Genomic DNA, 17282 nt, shown 5'->3' with positions numbered 1-17282 from the left:
TATACATTCCCGATGCTGTGTGACAGCGATGTCTTTAAGAACAATGATGTGAGGATGGCCTTAAAGCATGCTGTTGACAGGGAAGCGATGGTGAAAACCATCCTGTTGGGTTATGGCTATGCCGGTAATGATCATCCTATTACTGCCAGTAACCGCTTCTTCAATGCAGAGCTGGAACAACGTCAGTACGATCCTGACAAAGCGCGTTTTTATATGCGCAAAGCCGGGTTGGACAAACTGCGCGTACAGCTGCATGCATCTGATGCCGCATACGCCGGAGCCGTTGACACATCGGTTATGTTCAAGGAACAGGCTAAAAAGGCGGGTATCGAAATTGATGTCTCACGGGAACCTTCAGACGGGTTCTGGTCCAGTGTCTGGCATAAAAAGCCATTCTGTACCTCTTTCTGGTATTCCAGCCTGACCGCCGACCGTATGTTTAGCCTTGGATATGCTCGCGACGCAAGCTGGAATGAATCCCATTGGAAACATGAGCGATTCAACCAGCTGCTGACGAGTGCCAGAGGGGAGCTGAACGACACCCTCAGGCGCGAGATGTATAACGAGATGCAACAGTTGTGTCGTGACGAAGGCGGTTCAATCATTCCCATGTTTGCGAGCTCGGTAGCAGCACGCACAACAAGAGTTGCCCACGGTGGAGCAACTGCCCCTTTTGGTGAGCTTGATGGTCTGCGGATTATCGAACGCTGGTGGTTAGCCTGAGCGTGAGAGGCAGGCACCCTGAGGGGTGCCTGCATAGCCGAAGACACCTGAACTCAAGTGATGAAACCATTAGCAGCACCTTGTCTGCGGATGAAGGGGGTGAATAAGTGAAAAATATAATAACGTTATTTTTACAGCGGATTGCTCTGGGGCTGGGATCGCTGTTTGCCGTTTCTATCATTATCTTCATGGCCGTTGAATTACTGCCTGGCGATGTGGCTGAAGCGTTACTGGGACAATCGGCTACGGCGGAAACGGTGGAAGCTTTTCGGACGCAGCTTGGTTTAGATCAGCCTGCACTGACTCGTTATGTTCACTGGATTGGTAGTTTGCTCTCTGGTGATCTGGGCGTGTCGCTGGCCAATCAGAGGGAAATTTCAGAGCTGATTGATGTGCGCCTCAGTAATACTCTGATGCTTGCGTTGATGGCCGCGGCGGTGTCTGTGCCGATTGCGTTGGTGCTGGGCTTGCTGGCTGCGCTTTATCGGAACTCCTGGTTCGACAGGCTGGTGAATGTTTCGGCACTGAGTGCGGTCTCATTTCCGGAGTTTTTTGTCGCCTATATCCTGATTCTGTTTTTCTCCGCCTGGCTTGGCTGGTTTCCCAGTATTTCCAATATCACGCCGGATGCGCCTTTTTCTGAAGTGATAGATCGCTCGGTGTTGCCTGTGATCACTCTGAGCCTGGTGGTCATTGCGCAGATGATGCGCATGACTCGGGCTGCATTGGTCAATCTGTTATCCAACCCCTATATCGAGATGGCCCGACTGAAGGGCATCAGGCCTTTAAGGGTGATTGTTTATCACGCATTACCCAATGCGCTGGCCCCTATTATCAGTGTGGTGGCATTGAACCTGGCCTACCTGGTGGTCGGTGTTGTGGTGGTTGAAGTTGTATTTGTATACCCCGGGTTGGGGCAGTTGCTGGTGGACGCTGTTGCTACACGGGATATTCCTGTCGTGCAGGCCTGCAGTCTCATATTCGCTATGACTTATATCTTGCTGAATACACTGGCGGATGTTCTTGCCATAGCAACTAATCCTCGCCTGATGCATCCGAAGGGGTAATTATGAAATCCATTATCAGACAACTGGGGCAGGCGCCTCTGAGTGCGAAATTCGGAATCGCGGTGATATTTACATACAGTTTTGTCGCTGTTTTTGCTCCTGTACTGGCCCCCTTTGGTGAAACCGAGGTTGTCAGTGAGGGCTTCGCTCCCTGGGGAGGCGAGTATCTTTTGGGTACTGACAACCTGGGACGAGATATGTTTAGCCGTTTGCTGTATGGCGCTCGTAATACGGTCGGAATTGCGTTTATGACGACGGCACTGGCTTTTCTGCTTGGCGGCCTGACCGGGCTGATTGCGGCGCTTCGTGGTGGCTGGATTGATCAGGGGCTTTCCCGTGTTGTGGATATTCTGATGGCGATTCCACAATTGATCTTTGCTCTGCTGATACTAAGCGTGGTGGGCACAACGGTGACATCACTGATCCTGGTTATCGCACTTCTGGATGCTACCCGTGTATATCGGTTAGCCCGGGCAACAGCAATGAATGTTGTGGTGCTTGATTATGTGGAGGCCGCCAAGCTCCGTGGTGAAGGCATGTGGTGGCTGATTACACGTGAGGTATTGCCCAATATAGCAGCGCCGTTAATTGCCGAATTCGGTTTGCGATTCTGTTTTGTGTTTCTTTTTATCAGCGCGTTGTCGTTTCTGGGCCTGGGAATGCAGCCGCCAACCGCTGATTGGGGGGGGATGGTACGTGACAACGCGGTATTGATCACTTTTGGAGATGTGACACCGCTGTTACCCGCTCTGGCTGTTGCGCTATTAACCGTCAGTGTTAATTTTGTCGTCGACTGGATGCTGCATAGATCCAGCGGATTGAAGGAGTGAATGCTATGAAAAATAACAACAATGAGCTATTGCTGGACATTCGTGACATCCATATTGAAGGTTATTCTGATGATGCCTGGCATGAAATTGTTAAAGGCGTGGATTTGCAGCTGAAGCGAGGAGAAATTCTCGGGCTTATAGGTGAATCCGGTGCGGGTAAGTCCACTCTGGGATTGGCTGCCATGGGGTATACCCGGGATGGGTGTCGTATTACCCAGGGGGAGATCCTGTTCGACGGTATGGACTTGGCCAAGGCCTCTCCCGGTCAGTTGTGTGAAATCCACGGAGTGCGGATTGCCTACGTGGCGCAGAGTGCTGCAGCGTGTTTCAATCCGGCCCACAGGCTGATTGATCAGCATGTGGAAACTGCTGTACAGCATGGTGTGGCTGACCGTAAGCAAGCCATGAAAGATGCCGTCGAACTCTACCGGGAGCTTCATCTGCCGGATCCTGAAAACATAGGTATGCGTTACCCTCATCAGGTTTCTGGCGGACAATTGCAGCGTGCCATGACAGCCATGGCGATGTCTTGTCGTCCGGATCTGATTATTTTTGATGAGCCGACAACGGCTCTGGATGTCACCACCCAGATAGAAGTTCTGGCAGCCATCCGGAATGTTGTTGAAGCATTTGGTACTGCAGCCATCTACATTACTCATGATCTGGCTGTTGTGGCGCAGATGGCCGACCGGATCATGGTGCTTCGCCATGGAAAACTGGTGGAAGAGGCCGAGACACGGCAGATGCTGTCGGCACCTCAGGAAGATTATACAAAGTCACTTTGGGCCGTGCGTTGTTTCAACGTGACACCCAAGGCACGTCCTGTTGATGAAGTGCCTTTGATTGAGGTGAAGAATGCAAGCGCAGGTTACGGAGATACTCAGATTCTCCATGATGTTTCCCTCAGTGTGTATCGTGGGCAAACGGTTGCTGTTATTGGAGAATCGGGAAGTGGTAAAAGTACTACTGCCCGAGTGATTACCGGGCTACTGCCAGCTGTTGAAGGCTCTGTTTTGCACAAAGGGGAGCCGCTTCCCTCTGATTATCGTCGGCGCAGTAAGGAGCAACTGCGCAGGATTCAGATGATCTATCAGATTCCGGATACCGCACTGAATCCGCGACTGACGGTTGGTGAAATTATTGGCCGGCCGTTGACCTTCTACCTCGGAATGAAGGGCAAGGCCCTGAAACAGCGTGTTTCTGAGTTGCTGGAACTGATCGAACTGGACCCCGTCAAATTCTATGATCGGCGGCCTCAGGAGCTTTCAGGAGGGCAGAAGCAGCGGATCTGTATCGCACGTGCCCTGGCTGCTGAGCCGGATTTTATTATTTGCGATGAGGTCACGTCTGCACTGGATCAACTGGTAGCGGAAGGTATTCTCAGGTTGCTGACCCGTTTGCAGAAAGAACTGGGTATTGCCTATCTGTTTATTACTCATGATGTGGCTACGGTAAGAGCCATTGCTGATGAGGTGGTGGTGATGCAGCATGGGCGGGTTGTTGACAGTGGTGAGCGTAATGCCATTTTTACACCGCCACACCATGACTATACCGGGCTGCTCTTTTCATCAGAGCCCGAGATGGATCCTGACTGGCTGGACCGGCTTCTCGCCGAGCGCGGTAACCTGGAATCTGTTTCCGTCTGAAATGGGGCCGCAGTGAGGCAAGGTCGTCTTGCTGCGGCATTTCAGGACTGTTGGGTTTTATAAACTTATTGCAGTTGCAGTGACGAGCGCATGCGGATTTGTAAGGTATGGAAGCCCGCTTCCGGTGTGATCACTTGAAGCGGGCAAGTTTTCCAGAGTGGACTGGGCGGGGGGTCAGAAGCTGAAGTTCATGCCAATATTTACCTGATTGGAATTATCAACACCGTAAAGTCTGCCATCCCAAACCATGAATTCGGCCCAGAACAGTACCTTTTCGTGCAGCGTTCTCTGATATGCCAGTATGCCTGCCACAAAGTCTTCATCGGACTCTTCTGCTTCAAAGTCAGAGATACCAAGGGTATAGAGATTTTTTCCGGAGGGTACCCCGATCAATGCATCTACCCCTGAGCCCTGGTCTTTCTTGCTGATGTACGAAGCACTCATATAGAAAATATCCTGATTGTAGGATATCGCCAAGCTATGTGTGTCCACGTCACCTTCGGTCATGCTCGCTCCAGCGCCGAAGGTGAAACGGTTGTGGCTGAATGAGGCACCTAGTTGAGAGATGTCCTCTACGTCATCTTCTTCGCTGCCGATCTGATGCAGCGCCTGTACTTTCAGGCCACCCATATTGGCAGAGCTCAGGTAAATGGCATCATCAATTCTCAGCTGTCCGTCCAGGGTGTAGTAGACAGGGGCGGAGTCCCACCACATATAATCAGCGAAAGAACCTGCAGACTGGTATAGCGGGGAATCAACTTTCCCTATGGCCGCCGAACCATAAGATTCATGGTTGAGGCCTATATGTCCGTAGCGCATATCCCCGATGCTGTCATCATCATTGGCAAGATCCAGGGCAACCTCATACTTTGCGAATGCACTGAGTCCATCAGAAAGGTCGTAAGAACCGGTAACGCCGACACGGGAGAGGGCATCTTTTAATTTGCTTCCGCCTCCATCTTTTTGATGCTCCATCATCAGTCGAAAACTGCCGTATACATCAAGTCCGGTACCGGCAATTTCGTAAGAATAAGCAGGGAATGAAGATAGTAAAGATGATGCAAAAATGAGTCTTTTTTTCATTGTTTATTGCTCTTGTTGTTAGTTATTTATGTCTTTGTCATTTTTTTTGACCTGCATATTTTGAATGAGGGTGTTTATATTGAGTGGCGATTTTGGACAAGTTTGTTTTGTTAATCGACAGGGGGGTATCATTTTATTGGTCGGGTATTTACGATAGCTATGCGCTGTTTAAAACCGTTTTTGGGGCCAAAGTAAAACCCAATGTCTGTTTGCCTTTTTCTGATACGTAACTCGTTGCAGGCGTTGTTTCTGACGGTGTTGCTCTCTGCCAGTGCTCTGGCGGATACCTTTAACATCTCTTGGGATAATGATCTGCTTGTGGGCCTGGATCAGGGTTATACCAATGGTGTACGCCTGTCCTATTTAACGTCACCGTCCAGCGACGGTCAGTCGGGTTCGGCTAACGTTTCACAGGCAGTAGGAGGATGGTTTGAAGCATTTCCGGGAGTTAATCCGGAAAATCAGGATCAGGCTCTATCGTTTAGCCTTCGGCAGTTCATGGTTACCCCCGCTGATATTTCTCGTGAGAAGCCTCTCCTGAATGATCTTCCCTATGCGGGTTATCTTTCTCTAAGCAGTACTGTCTGGAGCTGGGATGCCGACACAATTACAGGTTATGGCATTCATATCGGAGTGGTTGGCCCGGAAAGCGGGGCTGGTGCCTCGCAAAAATGGGTACATAAACTTACCGGTAGTGAAAAGCCCAGGGGGTGGGGTGAACAGCTGGGTACGGATGTTGTTGGGGGCGTTCAGGCTACGCATGGCAGGAAGCTATGGCATAACGGCAGCAAAGGTGAGTTGGAGCACGAGATTGCGTGGGCGGGTTCCATTATGGCCTCCAGCTTTCTGACTAACGTAAGTGTGGGTGGTATATGGAGAACGGGTAAATATCTACCCGTGAACTTTGTACCCGACTACGCAGGAACAGCCAGTACTGTTGGGTTACCTTCCGCTTTAAATAGTGCCGGGGAAGGGTGGTCGGTGTTCATCGGCCTGGGGCTGGACTATGTCCCGTATTCTTATCTTAAAGACAACGCAGGCCCCTACCAGTTTGAAGAGAGTCTGCTGTTGGTCCAGGCTGGTATCGGCGCTACCTGGCAATGGCAAAATCTTCAGGCCGGCCTGATCATTCGCGCGACTTCCGGAGCGGAGCAATCTAATAAAGACAGCTTCAGCTTCGGTACGGTGTCTCTGACCTGGGCACACTGAATACTTTCAGGCGAGCGGCTAATCCGAGGTCAGGTTACAGAACTCTGCAAGCTTCAGGCGCAACTCGTGTAAATCCACTGGTTTGGATAGATAGGCATTGAAGTGCCCTTCTGTATTCCCAATGGGTTCAGGGGTGTTGTTCTGTGCTGCTGATAGCAGGATGACCGGCACATCTGGCCACAGTGATTTCGTAACACGCAGCACTTCATCACCTGAGGCACCTGGCAGGTGGTAGTCTGTAATAATGACTGCAGGCGCAGCATTGGCGCGGGATGCAGCTTCTGCGAAATCTTCTGAGCTTTTTGAAAGCTCCACTTCAAATCCCATGTCAGTGAGCTCGCTGTCCAGCAATTCGCTGATTGACGAAGAGTCCTCCACTACCCAGGCTTTCTGACCTTGCGCATCAAATGAGGGTAGCAGATCCAGTACGGCTGGAACGGATGGGGCCACACGCTGTTCGTCGCCTGCGATGTATGGAATGGTGCAGGTAGCAACAGTCCCTTTCCCAAGCTCGCTTTCCAGCTCAAGTGAACCGCCAAGATTTTCAGCAAGCTCAATACAGATGGACAGGCCTAAACCTGCACCGGGATTGTTCTCAGAGCTTTGGTAATATGGAGTATAGATTTTTTTGAGGTTCTCAGCTGATATGCCGCAACCGGTATCGCTGACACGAAAGACAAGTGACGGCTTCTGTTTGGTGTTGTTGGTTACCGCAATGGAGAGCGAAAAGTCACCTTCATTTGTATATTTGGCGGCATTATCCAGCAGATTGAGCAATATGCGTTGCAGCTGCTGACTGTTACAGCGAATGACAGTAGGAAGATCTGTTTCTATCTTTAGCTGGAACCGGTTGTTTTGTTTGCCCGCGATGATGTGAGCATGGTTGACCAGATTGTCGATAAACGCGATGAGGTAAATGTCGTGAAGTTCATTATCATTCGCTGTGATATCGCGGGCATAGTCTACCAGACCATCTATGAGCTCTTTCATGTAACGCGCCCGGTCCTGAATGACCTGAGTGGCTTTTTGAGGGCTGATGGAGTTGGCGGCCTGAAGCTGTGCGTAGCCCAGAATAGCGGTTAACGGAGATCTTAAGTCGTGGGTCACCTGGCCCAGAAAGTTTACTTTTGCTTTGCTGGCTTTACGAGCGGATTCCAGTGCCATGTTCAGGTCTTCCGTGCGACGTTTCACGGTCTGTTCAAGAACTTCCCGGCTTTCCTTTTCTTGTCGTGCCAGTGCTTTGGCTGTTGATTTTATCTCACGTTTCTGTTGCCAGCTGTAAGTCAGCATCAGGGCAAGTGCAATCACAATCTCGATGGTAATGCGATAGGGCGCGAAATGGGCGGTGTAGTAAAAATTGAATGTGTAGCCAAGCAGCAGGAACGATGTGGTAGCCCAGTAAGCCGACAGCAAAAGTAGCATCCACGGCAGTGAGCTTTGGCCGGGGTGCCGAAGCTTCAGAGCTGGGCTGATCATGAATATCCAGCTGATCAGATACGAGGACATAAGCAGTATGCCCAGCTTGCGGATAGTTACGCCATCGACAACAAACGTAAGGCCCGCAAAGATGACCACTGACAGATAGGTCAGAAGCAGGAATCTTCGCCAGAATCGTTGTTTATTGAGTCCCAGAATGAAAACAGACGTGGCCAGAAATAATTGTACTGAAAGCATGGCTGTGGTCGTTCTCAGATTGACCGCGTAGCTTTCAAGAAAGGGCAGCAAGTAGTTGCTCAGAAAGCCGTTTTTCTCCGCTTCCAGAACAAAGGCTGCGAGTAACCAGGCCCCCGTGACCAATAATCCGGTATTCAGCTGGAAGGCGAGGATCAGAAGTAGCGTGAGAATGCTGGCCAAAAAAGCGGCAAGAAAGATTCGGTTTTCAGTGAGGCTTTGGGTATATGAAACCGGGTCCCAACTTTCTACGCTGATAAATGGAAGGTTGTCGCTATATATTTTCAGGAACAGTTGCTGTGTTTCACCAGCGTTCAGCTGCACTGGGATGATGGTTTTTCCGTTTTTGATTGAGCGATTCTGGATAGGGATAGCCAGCCCAGTGGTTTTCTGCCAGAGGATTTCGTCCGTAGTGGGGTCAAGAAAAAAAGCGTCTACACGATTTAGTCGCCATGGCTCCAGAACCAGCCATCGGATCAGAGCCTGACTGCTGCTGTTGTGCAGGGAAGTTGTCAGCCAGCTAGTTGTATGTTGACGCGGCGCATTCAGGGTGTCTTCGTTTGGTTGCACCCAGTCAGTAAAGCTCCGGGCGTCACTGAGGTCTTGAATGTCGTTGTTGTGAGGGATGGCCAGCATGGAGGTGATGAGCTCACTTCCGTTCGGCATGTTTGCCAGATCTATGGAGATGTTTGAGGTGGCCTTGGCGCTCGCCTGGGTGGCTGAGGATGACATCAGAGCTAAGGTCACGATAACTGCAGCAAGTACGGCTAGGTAATGGCGCTGTCTCAAGAGTTGTTCCTGAATTTAGTTGTGTTGCCGACGAAACTCTCGGGGTGTCAGTTTGAAGCGTTCTTTGAAGGCCGTTGAGAAATTGGCGCTGTCTTTGTAGCCAACCTGATGGGCAATGTCTTGTACAGAGAGCTGAGTTTGCTGAAGCAGTGTCCGGGCCTCTTTCATACGCTCTTCCCGAAGGTATTCGTAGACAGTAACTCCGGCGCAGACTTTGAACGCATTGTTCAGGTGTTTGCTGTTTGTCCCCGTCAGTTTTTCAAGCTCCTGCATCGGAGGTGTTGTCGACAGTGATTTCAGTAGATGGGTACGGGCGGAGTGAAACACGATGTCATGGCGGTTGTTTTTTTTCGGTGCATCATTGGCTGCAGGCTCCTGAGGGGCTGGCGTCCTGTTTCGTAAGTGGATGGCCAGGCGCAGTTTAACCTCATCAAAATTAAAAGGCTTATTGATGTAGTCAACGGCCCCGGCAAGTAATCCGCGAACCCGGTGTTCAGGGGTGGTCATGCCCGAAATGAATATCACCGGGATGTTTTGGGTGCGGGGGTCCTGAGTAATTATCTTGCAGGCATCGCGGCCATTGCAGCGAGGCATTTCCGCGTCCATCAGGATAAGATCCGGCTTTAGAGTCCGCGCCTTTTCAATGGCCTCAAGACCGTCTTCTGCATAGATTAAACGGCAACTGTGTCGTTGAAGATAGGCTGACATCAGCATGCGATCGGCTTCTTCGTCGTCAACGATCAGAATTCGTCTATGCTTCAGCGTTCCCATTTTCGTCCTTTTACAGTACATCTCGCCGCTGCATGGTCTTCAGACAATAGAGTATATGCTTATGTTTTATCTGGATAAAGCGCTGGTGCTGGTAATTTGTCAGTGGGAGGATAAAAGAAGGATTTCCTCCCGGCTATGGCGATAACGGCCGCGGATAAAATAGTGCTTCCGGGCACAGGTTTTGGCGCGCTACCAAAGGTTCTCTTGTGCAAAAGCGTTAGAGTTCGCTGTCCTAACTGTCTCCGAAGAACCTGAAGAGGTTTTTCACTTAATGAATTCAGCGTACTGACTGTATCCGCTTCAGCTTTATCGCTTATGTGGATAGCCAAGAGGATATTATGGCCAGAACCCCTGCCGTTGCCAAATTCAGCCTTGTTTTTTCTCTGACTTTTAGCGCACTTGCTGTTGCAGCGCCGCAGCAAGATGACTTATTAAGTGTTGTTCATGAAGCGCTCGAAAGCAACCCGGAAGTTCAGGTTCGTTTACACGCTTTTCAGGCGTCCACCCATGATCAGCGGGAAGCCTTTGGTGGCTATTTGCCATCCCTTGATCTGAGTGCTTCTGCCGGCATGGGGGATCGTGAATATGATGCCCGTGGCAGTTATAACCGTAACTACGCGGAAATTTCACTGACCCAGATGCTGTTCGATGGGTTTCGCGTGCGTAACGCCGTAGCCAGAACTGAGCACAGTAGCCGTGCACGTTATTACGAACTTCTGGATGAGGCGGAAACCAAAGCGCTGGAAGTGAGTGAAGCATATCTGAGCGTGCTGAAGCACCGGGAGTTGGTTTCCCTTGCTCAACAAAATGTTGCCAGTCACCAGCGTGTTCAGCGCCACGTTAGTGAGCGTGCTGGTCAGGGTGTCAGCAACCGAGCTGATCTGAAGCAGATTGATGGTCGCCTCTCACTGGCGCGGTCCAATCTGATGACGGAAGTGGCTAACCTGCAAAGTGTTACTGCCCGCTTTCAGCGTCTGGTCGGGCGCTTTCCTGCGGAGGAATTAACCCCTTACGAAGTGCAGGCAGAGGCCGTGCCTGATGATTTGTGGCAAGTGCTTAGCACCGTATACGCCAACAATCCTGCCTTGTTTGCCGCTTTTGAGGAAATTCAGGCCTCTGAGGCATCCTATGGCGAAGCCAAGTCCGGTCGCTATCCCACTATAGAGTTTGGTGCCCGCCATGGTACCTATAAAAACAACAACAGTTTCGATAAGCGGACAGATCCGGGTTCTTATGGCGACGAGACGGTAGTTGAGTTGCGTATGCGCTATAACCTGTATCGTGGCGGCAGTGACAGGGCTGCTGAACGTGCTGCAGGTCGTCGGATCAGTCAGGCAGAAAGTATGCGGGATAAGGTCTGCGTTGATCTGCGCCAGACCGCAACCATTGCTCATAGTGATGTACTGAATCTGGAAACGAAGCTTGACTCCCTGGCAGCCCATCGCGATGGTGCTGAGAGCGTATTGGCCGCGTACCGTGAACAGTTTGATATCGGGCGCCGCTCTTTGCTGGACGTTCTCGACTCCGAAAATGAATATTTCCAGGCCCGGCGTGCGTATGTCAATGGCGCCTATGATTTGCAAATCCACCGGGTGCAAACACTCCACAGCATGGGGCGCTTGCTGGAAACTCTGGCGGTAAACAGTGAGGCACTCCCGGATCTGGGTGATATCAATAAATCGGTGAACCCGGGCAATAGCCGCTACTGCACGTTGCCAGACGACGGAGCTGATAGCTTCGACCGTTACCTCCAGGGCGTGGAGTCTGAGGAGATTCTGAGCCTGGGGAGCGATACCTTGTTTGATATTGGCAGTGCCGAATTCAAGCCTGAGGCAGCTGCGCGCTTGCAGCAGTTTGCTCTGCGGCTGGTTGAACAGGGTACCCCGAAATCAATCAACATTGTTGGTCATACCGACAGCACCGGCTCCGATGCACTTAACCGTGAGCTGTCGCTGGCCCGTGCCATTGCGGTACGCGATGCCCTCATTAGCTACGGGGTTGATGATACCGTCATGATGGTGTCGGGCGTAGGTGCGTACCAGCCTAATGCCAGTAATGATACCGCCGAAGGCCGGGCATTAAACCGTCGTGTTGAAGTTCGCGTTATTCATGGCAGGAAGTAGTTGTGAACGGGTGTTATGGATCTGACCAATGACCCCTTGAGCGCTTGCCTGCTTTGGCTGGCTGCTGAAAACGGAACCACAACCAGTCGCGATGCGCTGGTTGCTGGTTTGCCGCTGGTTGATGGTCGACTGTCACCGTCAGTCTTTGCCCGCGCGGCCGAGCGGGTTGATATGAAGGTTAAACTGGTGCGTCAGCCACTGACGCGCCTGAATAACTTATTGTTCCCCTGTGTTGTTCTGCTTGATGGTAATCGCGCTTGTTTGTTGCGGGGCATAGACATGCAGCGGCAAAAAGTGCAGGTGTTGCTGCCAGAACTGGATATGCAGCCCGAAGAGCTGGAACTGAGCAGTTTTAACGAAAGTTACAGCGGTATTGCACTGTACTGCCGGCCGGAGTTTCGTCTGGATCAGCGTAAAACGGGTGCAGGCCCGATAGCTGATAAGGGGCATTGGTTCTGGAGTGTGATCAAGGCTAACCGGCCAGTGTATCGGGACATTCTGGTTGCGGCTTTCTTCATTAATCTGTTTGCCCTGGCTATGCCCTTGTTCGTAATGAACGTATACGACCGGGTTGTGCCGAACCACGCTACGGAGACCCTGTGGGTTCTGGCTATTGGTGCTCTGGTGATCATCTGTGCGGACCTCGTACTGCGATTATTGCGTAGCTGGTTTGTAGAGCTTGCAGCAAGCAGGGCCGACATCACTTTGTCCGCGCGAATTATGGAACGTGTTCTTGGCACCCGGTTGGAGCATGCGCCGCACTCCGTTGGCTCGTTTGCCGCCAATATTCAATCCTTTGAGTCCGTGCGCTCTTTCATTGGTTCCATGACCGTGACCGCACTTATTGATTTGCCTTTTTTCCTGTTGTTCGTCGTTATCATCGCTCTGATCTCTCCTGTGATGGTGATCCCCGTGTTGATCGGAGCCACACTTATTATTCTGTATGCGCTTTCTGTGCAGGCCACCATGCACCAGCTTTCAGAGACCATGAGTCAGGCCAGTGCTCAGCGTAACTCCGGCCTGGTTGAAAGCCTGGTGGCGGCCCCGACACTTAAAAGTTTCAATGCCACCAGTCGTATGCAAAGTGCCTGGGAACAATCCACCCGCTTTTTGTCTGGTTGTGCAGGTAAGCAGCGAATGCTCGGCATGTCTGTAGGTGCCGGAGCTTCCTGGATACAGCAGGTTGTTTCGGTCGTGATGATCATCACTGGTGTTTATCTGGTGATAAACGGTGATATGAGTCAGGGGGGGCTGATCGCGGCTTATATGCTGTCGTCCCGGGCCATGGCGCCTGTTTCGCAAACAGCTTCATTACTCACCCAGTATTATCAGGCAGCCACAGCGCTGAACTCTGTGGAGCAGATCATGGAAGCCGAGCAGGATCGTGTATCCGGCAAGCAACTGATAAGCCGGGGTAAGCTGCGGGGCGAAATTGAACTGCGCGATGTGTCATTTCAGTATCCGGATGAAGAGCGCGAGGCGCTGAGGGGGGTGTCACTGCACATTCGGGCGGGTGAGCGTGTGGGCATTCTCGGTTGTGTAGGCTCCGGCAAAAGTACTCTGGAAAAACTCATTCTTGGTTTATACCGACCAACCTCCGGCAGCCTTTTGGTAGACGGCGTAAATATCGGCCAGATCGATCCCACCGAACTGCGCCGTAATATTGGTTATATTCCCCAGGATGTTCAGTTGCTTAGCGGTACCGTCTACGACAACGTGACTCTTGGTATAGAGCATCCCAGTAATGAACGCTTGCTGCAGGCCATCAATATTTCTGGTCTGAAAGCTTTGGTGGGCGATCACGCAGACGGGCTATCGATGCCGGTTGGGGAAGGCGGTAATCGCCTGTCCGGAGGTCAGAGACAAACTATAGCGGTTGCCCGCGCTGTGATGGCTGATAGCAGTATTTTGTTACTGGATGAGCCCACCAGTGCCATGGATAGCATGCTGGAAAGTCATGTCAGCAAAGGTCTGAGCCAGTTTGGTCAGGGCAAAACGATGGTGCTGATTACTCACCGTACCAGTTTGCTCGACCTGGTTGACCGCCTGATCGTTATGGACGCTGGAAAAATCGTTGCTGACGGCCCCAAACAGACTGTGCTTCAGGCGCTTCAGCAGGGCAGTATTCAGCGGGGTGCGAAATGAGCAACGAGCCGAAAGTTGCAGAACAAGCGGCACAAAGGCAGCTTGAACAGCAGGCCTTTGAACGCTTGAGAATGGCCGATGCCGTTGGCGCCCGGGGCAAACGCTTTATTGACCGGCTGTTTCGTCCGTTCTTTTCCGCGTTTGGCAATAACTCACGGCAATGGCCTGCTGATGCGGGGCAGGCCATAGAGCAGCAAAGCACGCTTCGTGCCCGTGCCTTGCTATACGGTATAGCGCTGACATTCGTCGTGTTGATTGTCTGGGCTGCTTTTGCGCCAATAGATGAAGTGACCCGCGGTGAAGGCAAGGTCATCCCCTCACGACAACTCCAGATCATTCAATCAGCAGATGGAGGGGTGATTGAGGCTCTGTTTGTTGAAGATGGTGCTCAGGTTAGTAAAGGTGACTTGCTGGTTCGCATTGACCCAACGCGCTTTGTTGCCAGCTTCCAGGAAAGCAGTGTTCGGGCGTTCGCGCTGGCAGCGAAAGTTGAACGTTTGCGGGCGCAGATTCAAAACGAACCGTTGCAGCTGGACTTCACTAAGGCTGAAAGTCCAGAGCAAGAGCAGATATTGCGCCAGGAGCAGAGTTATTACCACGCCAGCCTCAAAGAACTGAATGAGCGACTGTCGGTGGCCCGCGAGCAGCGCGAACAGCGGCAGCAGGAACTCAGCGAAGTGCGGGCAAGGCTTGCGGCGGCAGAGAACGCTTACCGAATGTCGACACAAGAATTGCAGGCGACGCAGCCATTGCTGGCATCCGGCGCCGTGTCAGAAATTGAAATCCTGCGCCTGCAACGAGATCAGGCTGCTGCCGATGGTGAGCGGCTTCAGGCTGCGGCACGTGCCCGGCAGGTAGAGGCCGGTATTCAGGAGGCAGAGTCCCGGCTATTAGAAGTCGGCTCTTCTATGCGCAATCAATGGCGAGCGGAGCTCAGTGAAGCAAACGCGCAGTTAAACAGTCTGGAAAAGAGCGTTGCCGGGCTTGCGGATAAGGTAAAGCTCTCCGAAATTCGCTCTCCGGTCAATGGTACGGTGCAGCGTGTATTGCTGAATACCATCGGCGGCGTAGTGCAGCCCGGCAATGCCATCGTTGAAATTGTTCCCAGTGATGACCGTTTGCTGGTTGAAGCCAAAATTGCACCTAAAGATATCGCCTTCCTGCGCCCTGGTCTGCCAGCAACAATCAAACTGCACGCCTACGATTTCTCCATCTATGGTGGTATTTCCGCAACGATCCAGCACATCAGTGCCGACACCATTACGGATGATCGTGATAACACTTTTTACCTTGTGCGTGCTGTAACTACAGAAAACGACGCGGCACAACATCTGTCTGTTATTCCCGGAATGACTGCACAACTCGACATCATGACGGGCAAGAAAAGCATTTTATCTTACTTACTCAAACCCTTATTGCGCGCCAAAGCCAATGCTTTGAGCGAGCGCTGAAACAGTTTCGTTACATGCGTTCAAATCGCATAGGTAACCATTTTGTGAGGTTCTTATGACTACTCTGGCAATTGTTGTATCTCTGGTCGGGCAAGCTTGGGCGGAAAATGCCAATGGTGAACGTCGCGCCCTTGAAGTGGGTGATCAACTGAATGCCGATGAAACACTGATTATGGCGGAAGGCGCGCGAGTTAATCTGGATTTTGGTGACAACCAGCAGTTGACATTCCTTGGTGAGCAGCAGGTCTCTGCCGATCAAAGGGAAGCGCTCACTGAGCAGGCAGAAAGCGTGATGCCGGCCGAGCCCGGAGAGGAACCGGCGGAAAGTAGAGTGCATGCCCCGTCTGATGCGACTGATTCATCAGAAGGCCACGGCTTTGTGCAGCTGGTGCGCATTGGAAATATTATCGAAGCAGACGGATACACGCCAGTTACGGTTGCGCGTATCCAGGAAGTATTGCGCCCCATGGGGCTAAGCCTGCCTCAGTCCGATTTCGTGCGTGATGAACCGCGCTATCACCGGAGTTCCGCTGACCGGCACGAAGTCAATGGAGACTTCCCTGAGGCCGGTGCCAGGCTTGAAAAACTAACCATCTCCATCGATGTCGTTGCTGGCAATGATATCGTGGACGCTACGGAAGCCGGGCAGTCTATTACCCTGACAGGGACTGTGGGCGGCGGAGTAGAGCCAGGCGATCGTGTTACCGTAACAGTTAACGGCAAACTGTATGAAACAACCGTTAATGCGGATGGCAAAACCTGGCAAGTGGATGTGCCGGGCAATGAGTTAGCGCAAGACAAGAATGTTCAGGCAACTGTTGCCAGCGTAGAACCAAATGGCACTCCTGTTTCTGCTCAGGCCGAGCGGCCATACCAGGTGGATAGTATTGCACCAACATTCACTGTTGAGTTAGAGCCAGGCTCTGGCACCAATGGAGGGTACAACGAAGACGACACGAAGGACGGTAAAGTCACCGGTAAGGTGACTTTCGATCCCGACACCACAGAACCTGGTGACACCGTCACAATCACTGACAAAGACGGTGAAGTGATTATTGAGCGCCCGATCACCGAGGATGATATCACCAACGGCATTATCGTCGACGTCCCTGTGTCTGAGGGGCAGACCAATGTCGAACTCAACGTTACTGTTACCGACCCTGTAGGCAACACTGGCACCGGATCAGATGATAAACCGGTGGACAATGTGACTCCGGGAGTAGAGGCAGTGCTTGAACCAGGCTCAGGCCCGAACGGTGACTACAACGAAGAAGACACCAAAGACGGCAAAGTCACTGGTACCATCACCTTTGACCCGGACACCACCGCTCCCGGCGATAAGGTGACGGTAACGGATATCGACGGTAATCCGATTAAAGATAGCAACGGAAACCCGATCGAAGAGTACGAGCTTACTGAGGACGATATCAACAACGGGATTGTCGTGGACGTACCCGTAGCTGATGGCCAGATAAAGGTAGAACTGAATGTTGAGGTCACCGACCCTGCGGGCAATACCAGCACTGGCTTTGACAAAAATCCGAAAGATGATATTGCGCCGGAGGTAATCGTAAAGCTTGAGGACGGTTCTGGCCCAAATGGTGCGTATAACGAAGACGACACGGAAGACGGGAAAGTTACTGGCACCATCACTTTTGAACCCGGCACCACTAAGCCGGGCGACACTGTCAAAATCACCGACAAAGACGGCAATGTAGTTATCGAGCGGCCGGTCACCGAGGACGATATCAGCAACGGCATTACCGTAGACGTG

Annotated in this window: 12 protein-coding genes; 9 read left to right on the top strand and 3 right to left on the bottom strand. The window is 51.8% G+C overall.

Going from position 1 to position 17282, the window contains the following annotated elements; all coding sequences use genetic code 11:
* From ABYA77_RS12965 to ABYA77_RS12950, 4 genes are all read left to right on the top strand, one after another.
* Positions 1 to 723, top strand: a 723-nt coding sequence (locus ABYA77_RS12965) for an ABC transporter substrate-binding protein (protein WP_372966393.1), incomplete at its 5' end; no start/stop codon positions are given.
* A 107-nt stretch (positions 724 to 830) separates the two neighbouring features.
* Positions 831 to 1790: an ABC transporter permease gene (locus ABYA77_RS12960; RefSeq protein ID WP_372966392.1), complete on the top strand. Its 960-nt coding sequence runs from the start codon at positions 831 to 833 to the stop codon at positions 1788 to 1790.
* 2 nt (positions 1791 to 1792) lie between these two features.
* A complete protein-coding gene (locus tag ABYA77_RS12955) occupies positions 1793 to 2620 on the top strand; it encodes an ABC transporter permease (protein ID WP_372966391.1) in 828 nt (275 codons plus the stop codon).
* Positions 2621 to 2625: 5 nt separating this feature from the next.
* Complete coding sequence (locus tag ABYA77_RS12950; RefSeq protein ID WP_372966390.1) at positions 2626 to 4266, top strand: ABC transporter ATP-binding protein; 1641 nt, start codon at positions 2626 to 2628, stop codon at positions 4264 to 4266.
* A 174-nt stretch (positions 4267 to 4440) separates the two neighbouring features.
* On the opposite strand, the gene ABYA77_RS12945 is transcribed toward ABYA77_RS12950, so the two are convergent.
* Positions 4441 to 5349, bottom strand: a complete 909-nt coding sequence (locus ABYA77_RS12945) for a porin (RefSeq protein WP_372966389.1) — start codon at positions 5347 to 5349, stop codon at positions 4441 to 4443.
* Between the two features lie 201 nt (positions 5350 to 5550).
* Here ABYA77_RS12945 and ABYA77_RS12940 point away from each other — a divergent pair, with 201 nt between their 5' ends.
* The gene (locus ABYA77_RS12940) at positions 5551 to 6558 is read left to right on the top strand and encodes a lipid A deacylase LpxR family protein (protein ID WP_372966388.1); all 1008 of its coding nucleotides are present in this window, start codon (positions 5551 to 5553) and stop codon (positions 6556 to 6558) included.
* An 18-nt stretch (positions 6559 to 6576) separates the two neighbouring features.
* Here ABYA77_RS12940 and ABYA77_RS12935 read toward each other — a convergent pair whose 3' ends face one another.
* Positions 6577 to 9018 carry an ATP-binding protein gene (locus ABYA77_RS12935; protein WP_372966387.1) on the bottom strand — a complete coding sequence of 814 codons (2442 nt, stop codon included), beginning with the start codon at positions 9016 to 9018 and terminating at the stop codon, positions 6577 to 6579.
* A 15-nt stretch (positions 9019 to 9033) separates the two neighbouring features.
* Entirely contained in the window at positions 9034 to 9789 is a 756-nt protein-coding gene (locus ABYA77_RS12930) for a response regulator (protein ID WP_372966386.1), read from the bottom strand.
* Between the two features lie 338 nt (positions 9790 to 10127).
* Here ABYA77_RS12930 and ABYA77_RS12925 point away from each other — a divergent pair, with 338 nt between their 5' ends.
* The 4 genes from ABYA77_RS12925 to ABYA77_RS12910 form a co-directional block, all read left to right on the top strand.
* Positions 10128 to 11912, top strand: coding sequence for a TolC family outer membrane protein (locus ABYA77_RS12925; RefSeq protein WP_372966385.1), 1785 nt, complete (start codon positions 10128 to 10130; stop codon positions 11910 to 11912).
* A gap of 15 nt (positions 11913 to 11927) precedes the next feature.
* A complete protein-coding gene (locus ABYA77_RS12920; protein ID WP_372966384.1) occupies positions 11928 to 14057 on the top strand; it encodes a type I secretion system permease/ATPase in 2130 nt (709 codons plus the stop codon).
* The gene (locus ABYA77_RS12915; RefSeq protein WP_372966383.1) at positions 14054 to 15508 is read left to right on the top strand and encodes an HlyD family type I secretion periplasmic adaptor subunit; all 1455 of its coding nucleotides are present in this window, start codon (positions 14054 to 14056) and stop codon (positions 15506 to 15508) included. Before ABYA77_RS12920 ends, ABYA77_RS12915 begins: the two co-directional genes overlap by 4 nt.
* Positions 15509 to 15563: 55 nt before the next feature.
* The coding region (locus tag ABYA77_RS12910; RefSeq protein ID WP_372966382.1) for an Ig-like domain-containing protein at positions 15564 to 17282 on the top strand (1719 nt) is incomplete at its 3' end.

Origin of the sequence: Marinobacter sp. (genome assembly GCF_041595835.1) — a bacterium.
Lineage (GTDB): Bacteria > Pseudomonadota > Gammaproteobacteria > Pseudomonadales > Oleiphilaceae > Marinobacter.
Note: the sequence above shows the minus strand (reverse complement) of the source record. Positions and strands in the feature narration are given on the sequence as shown.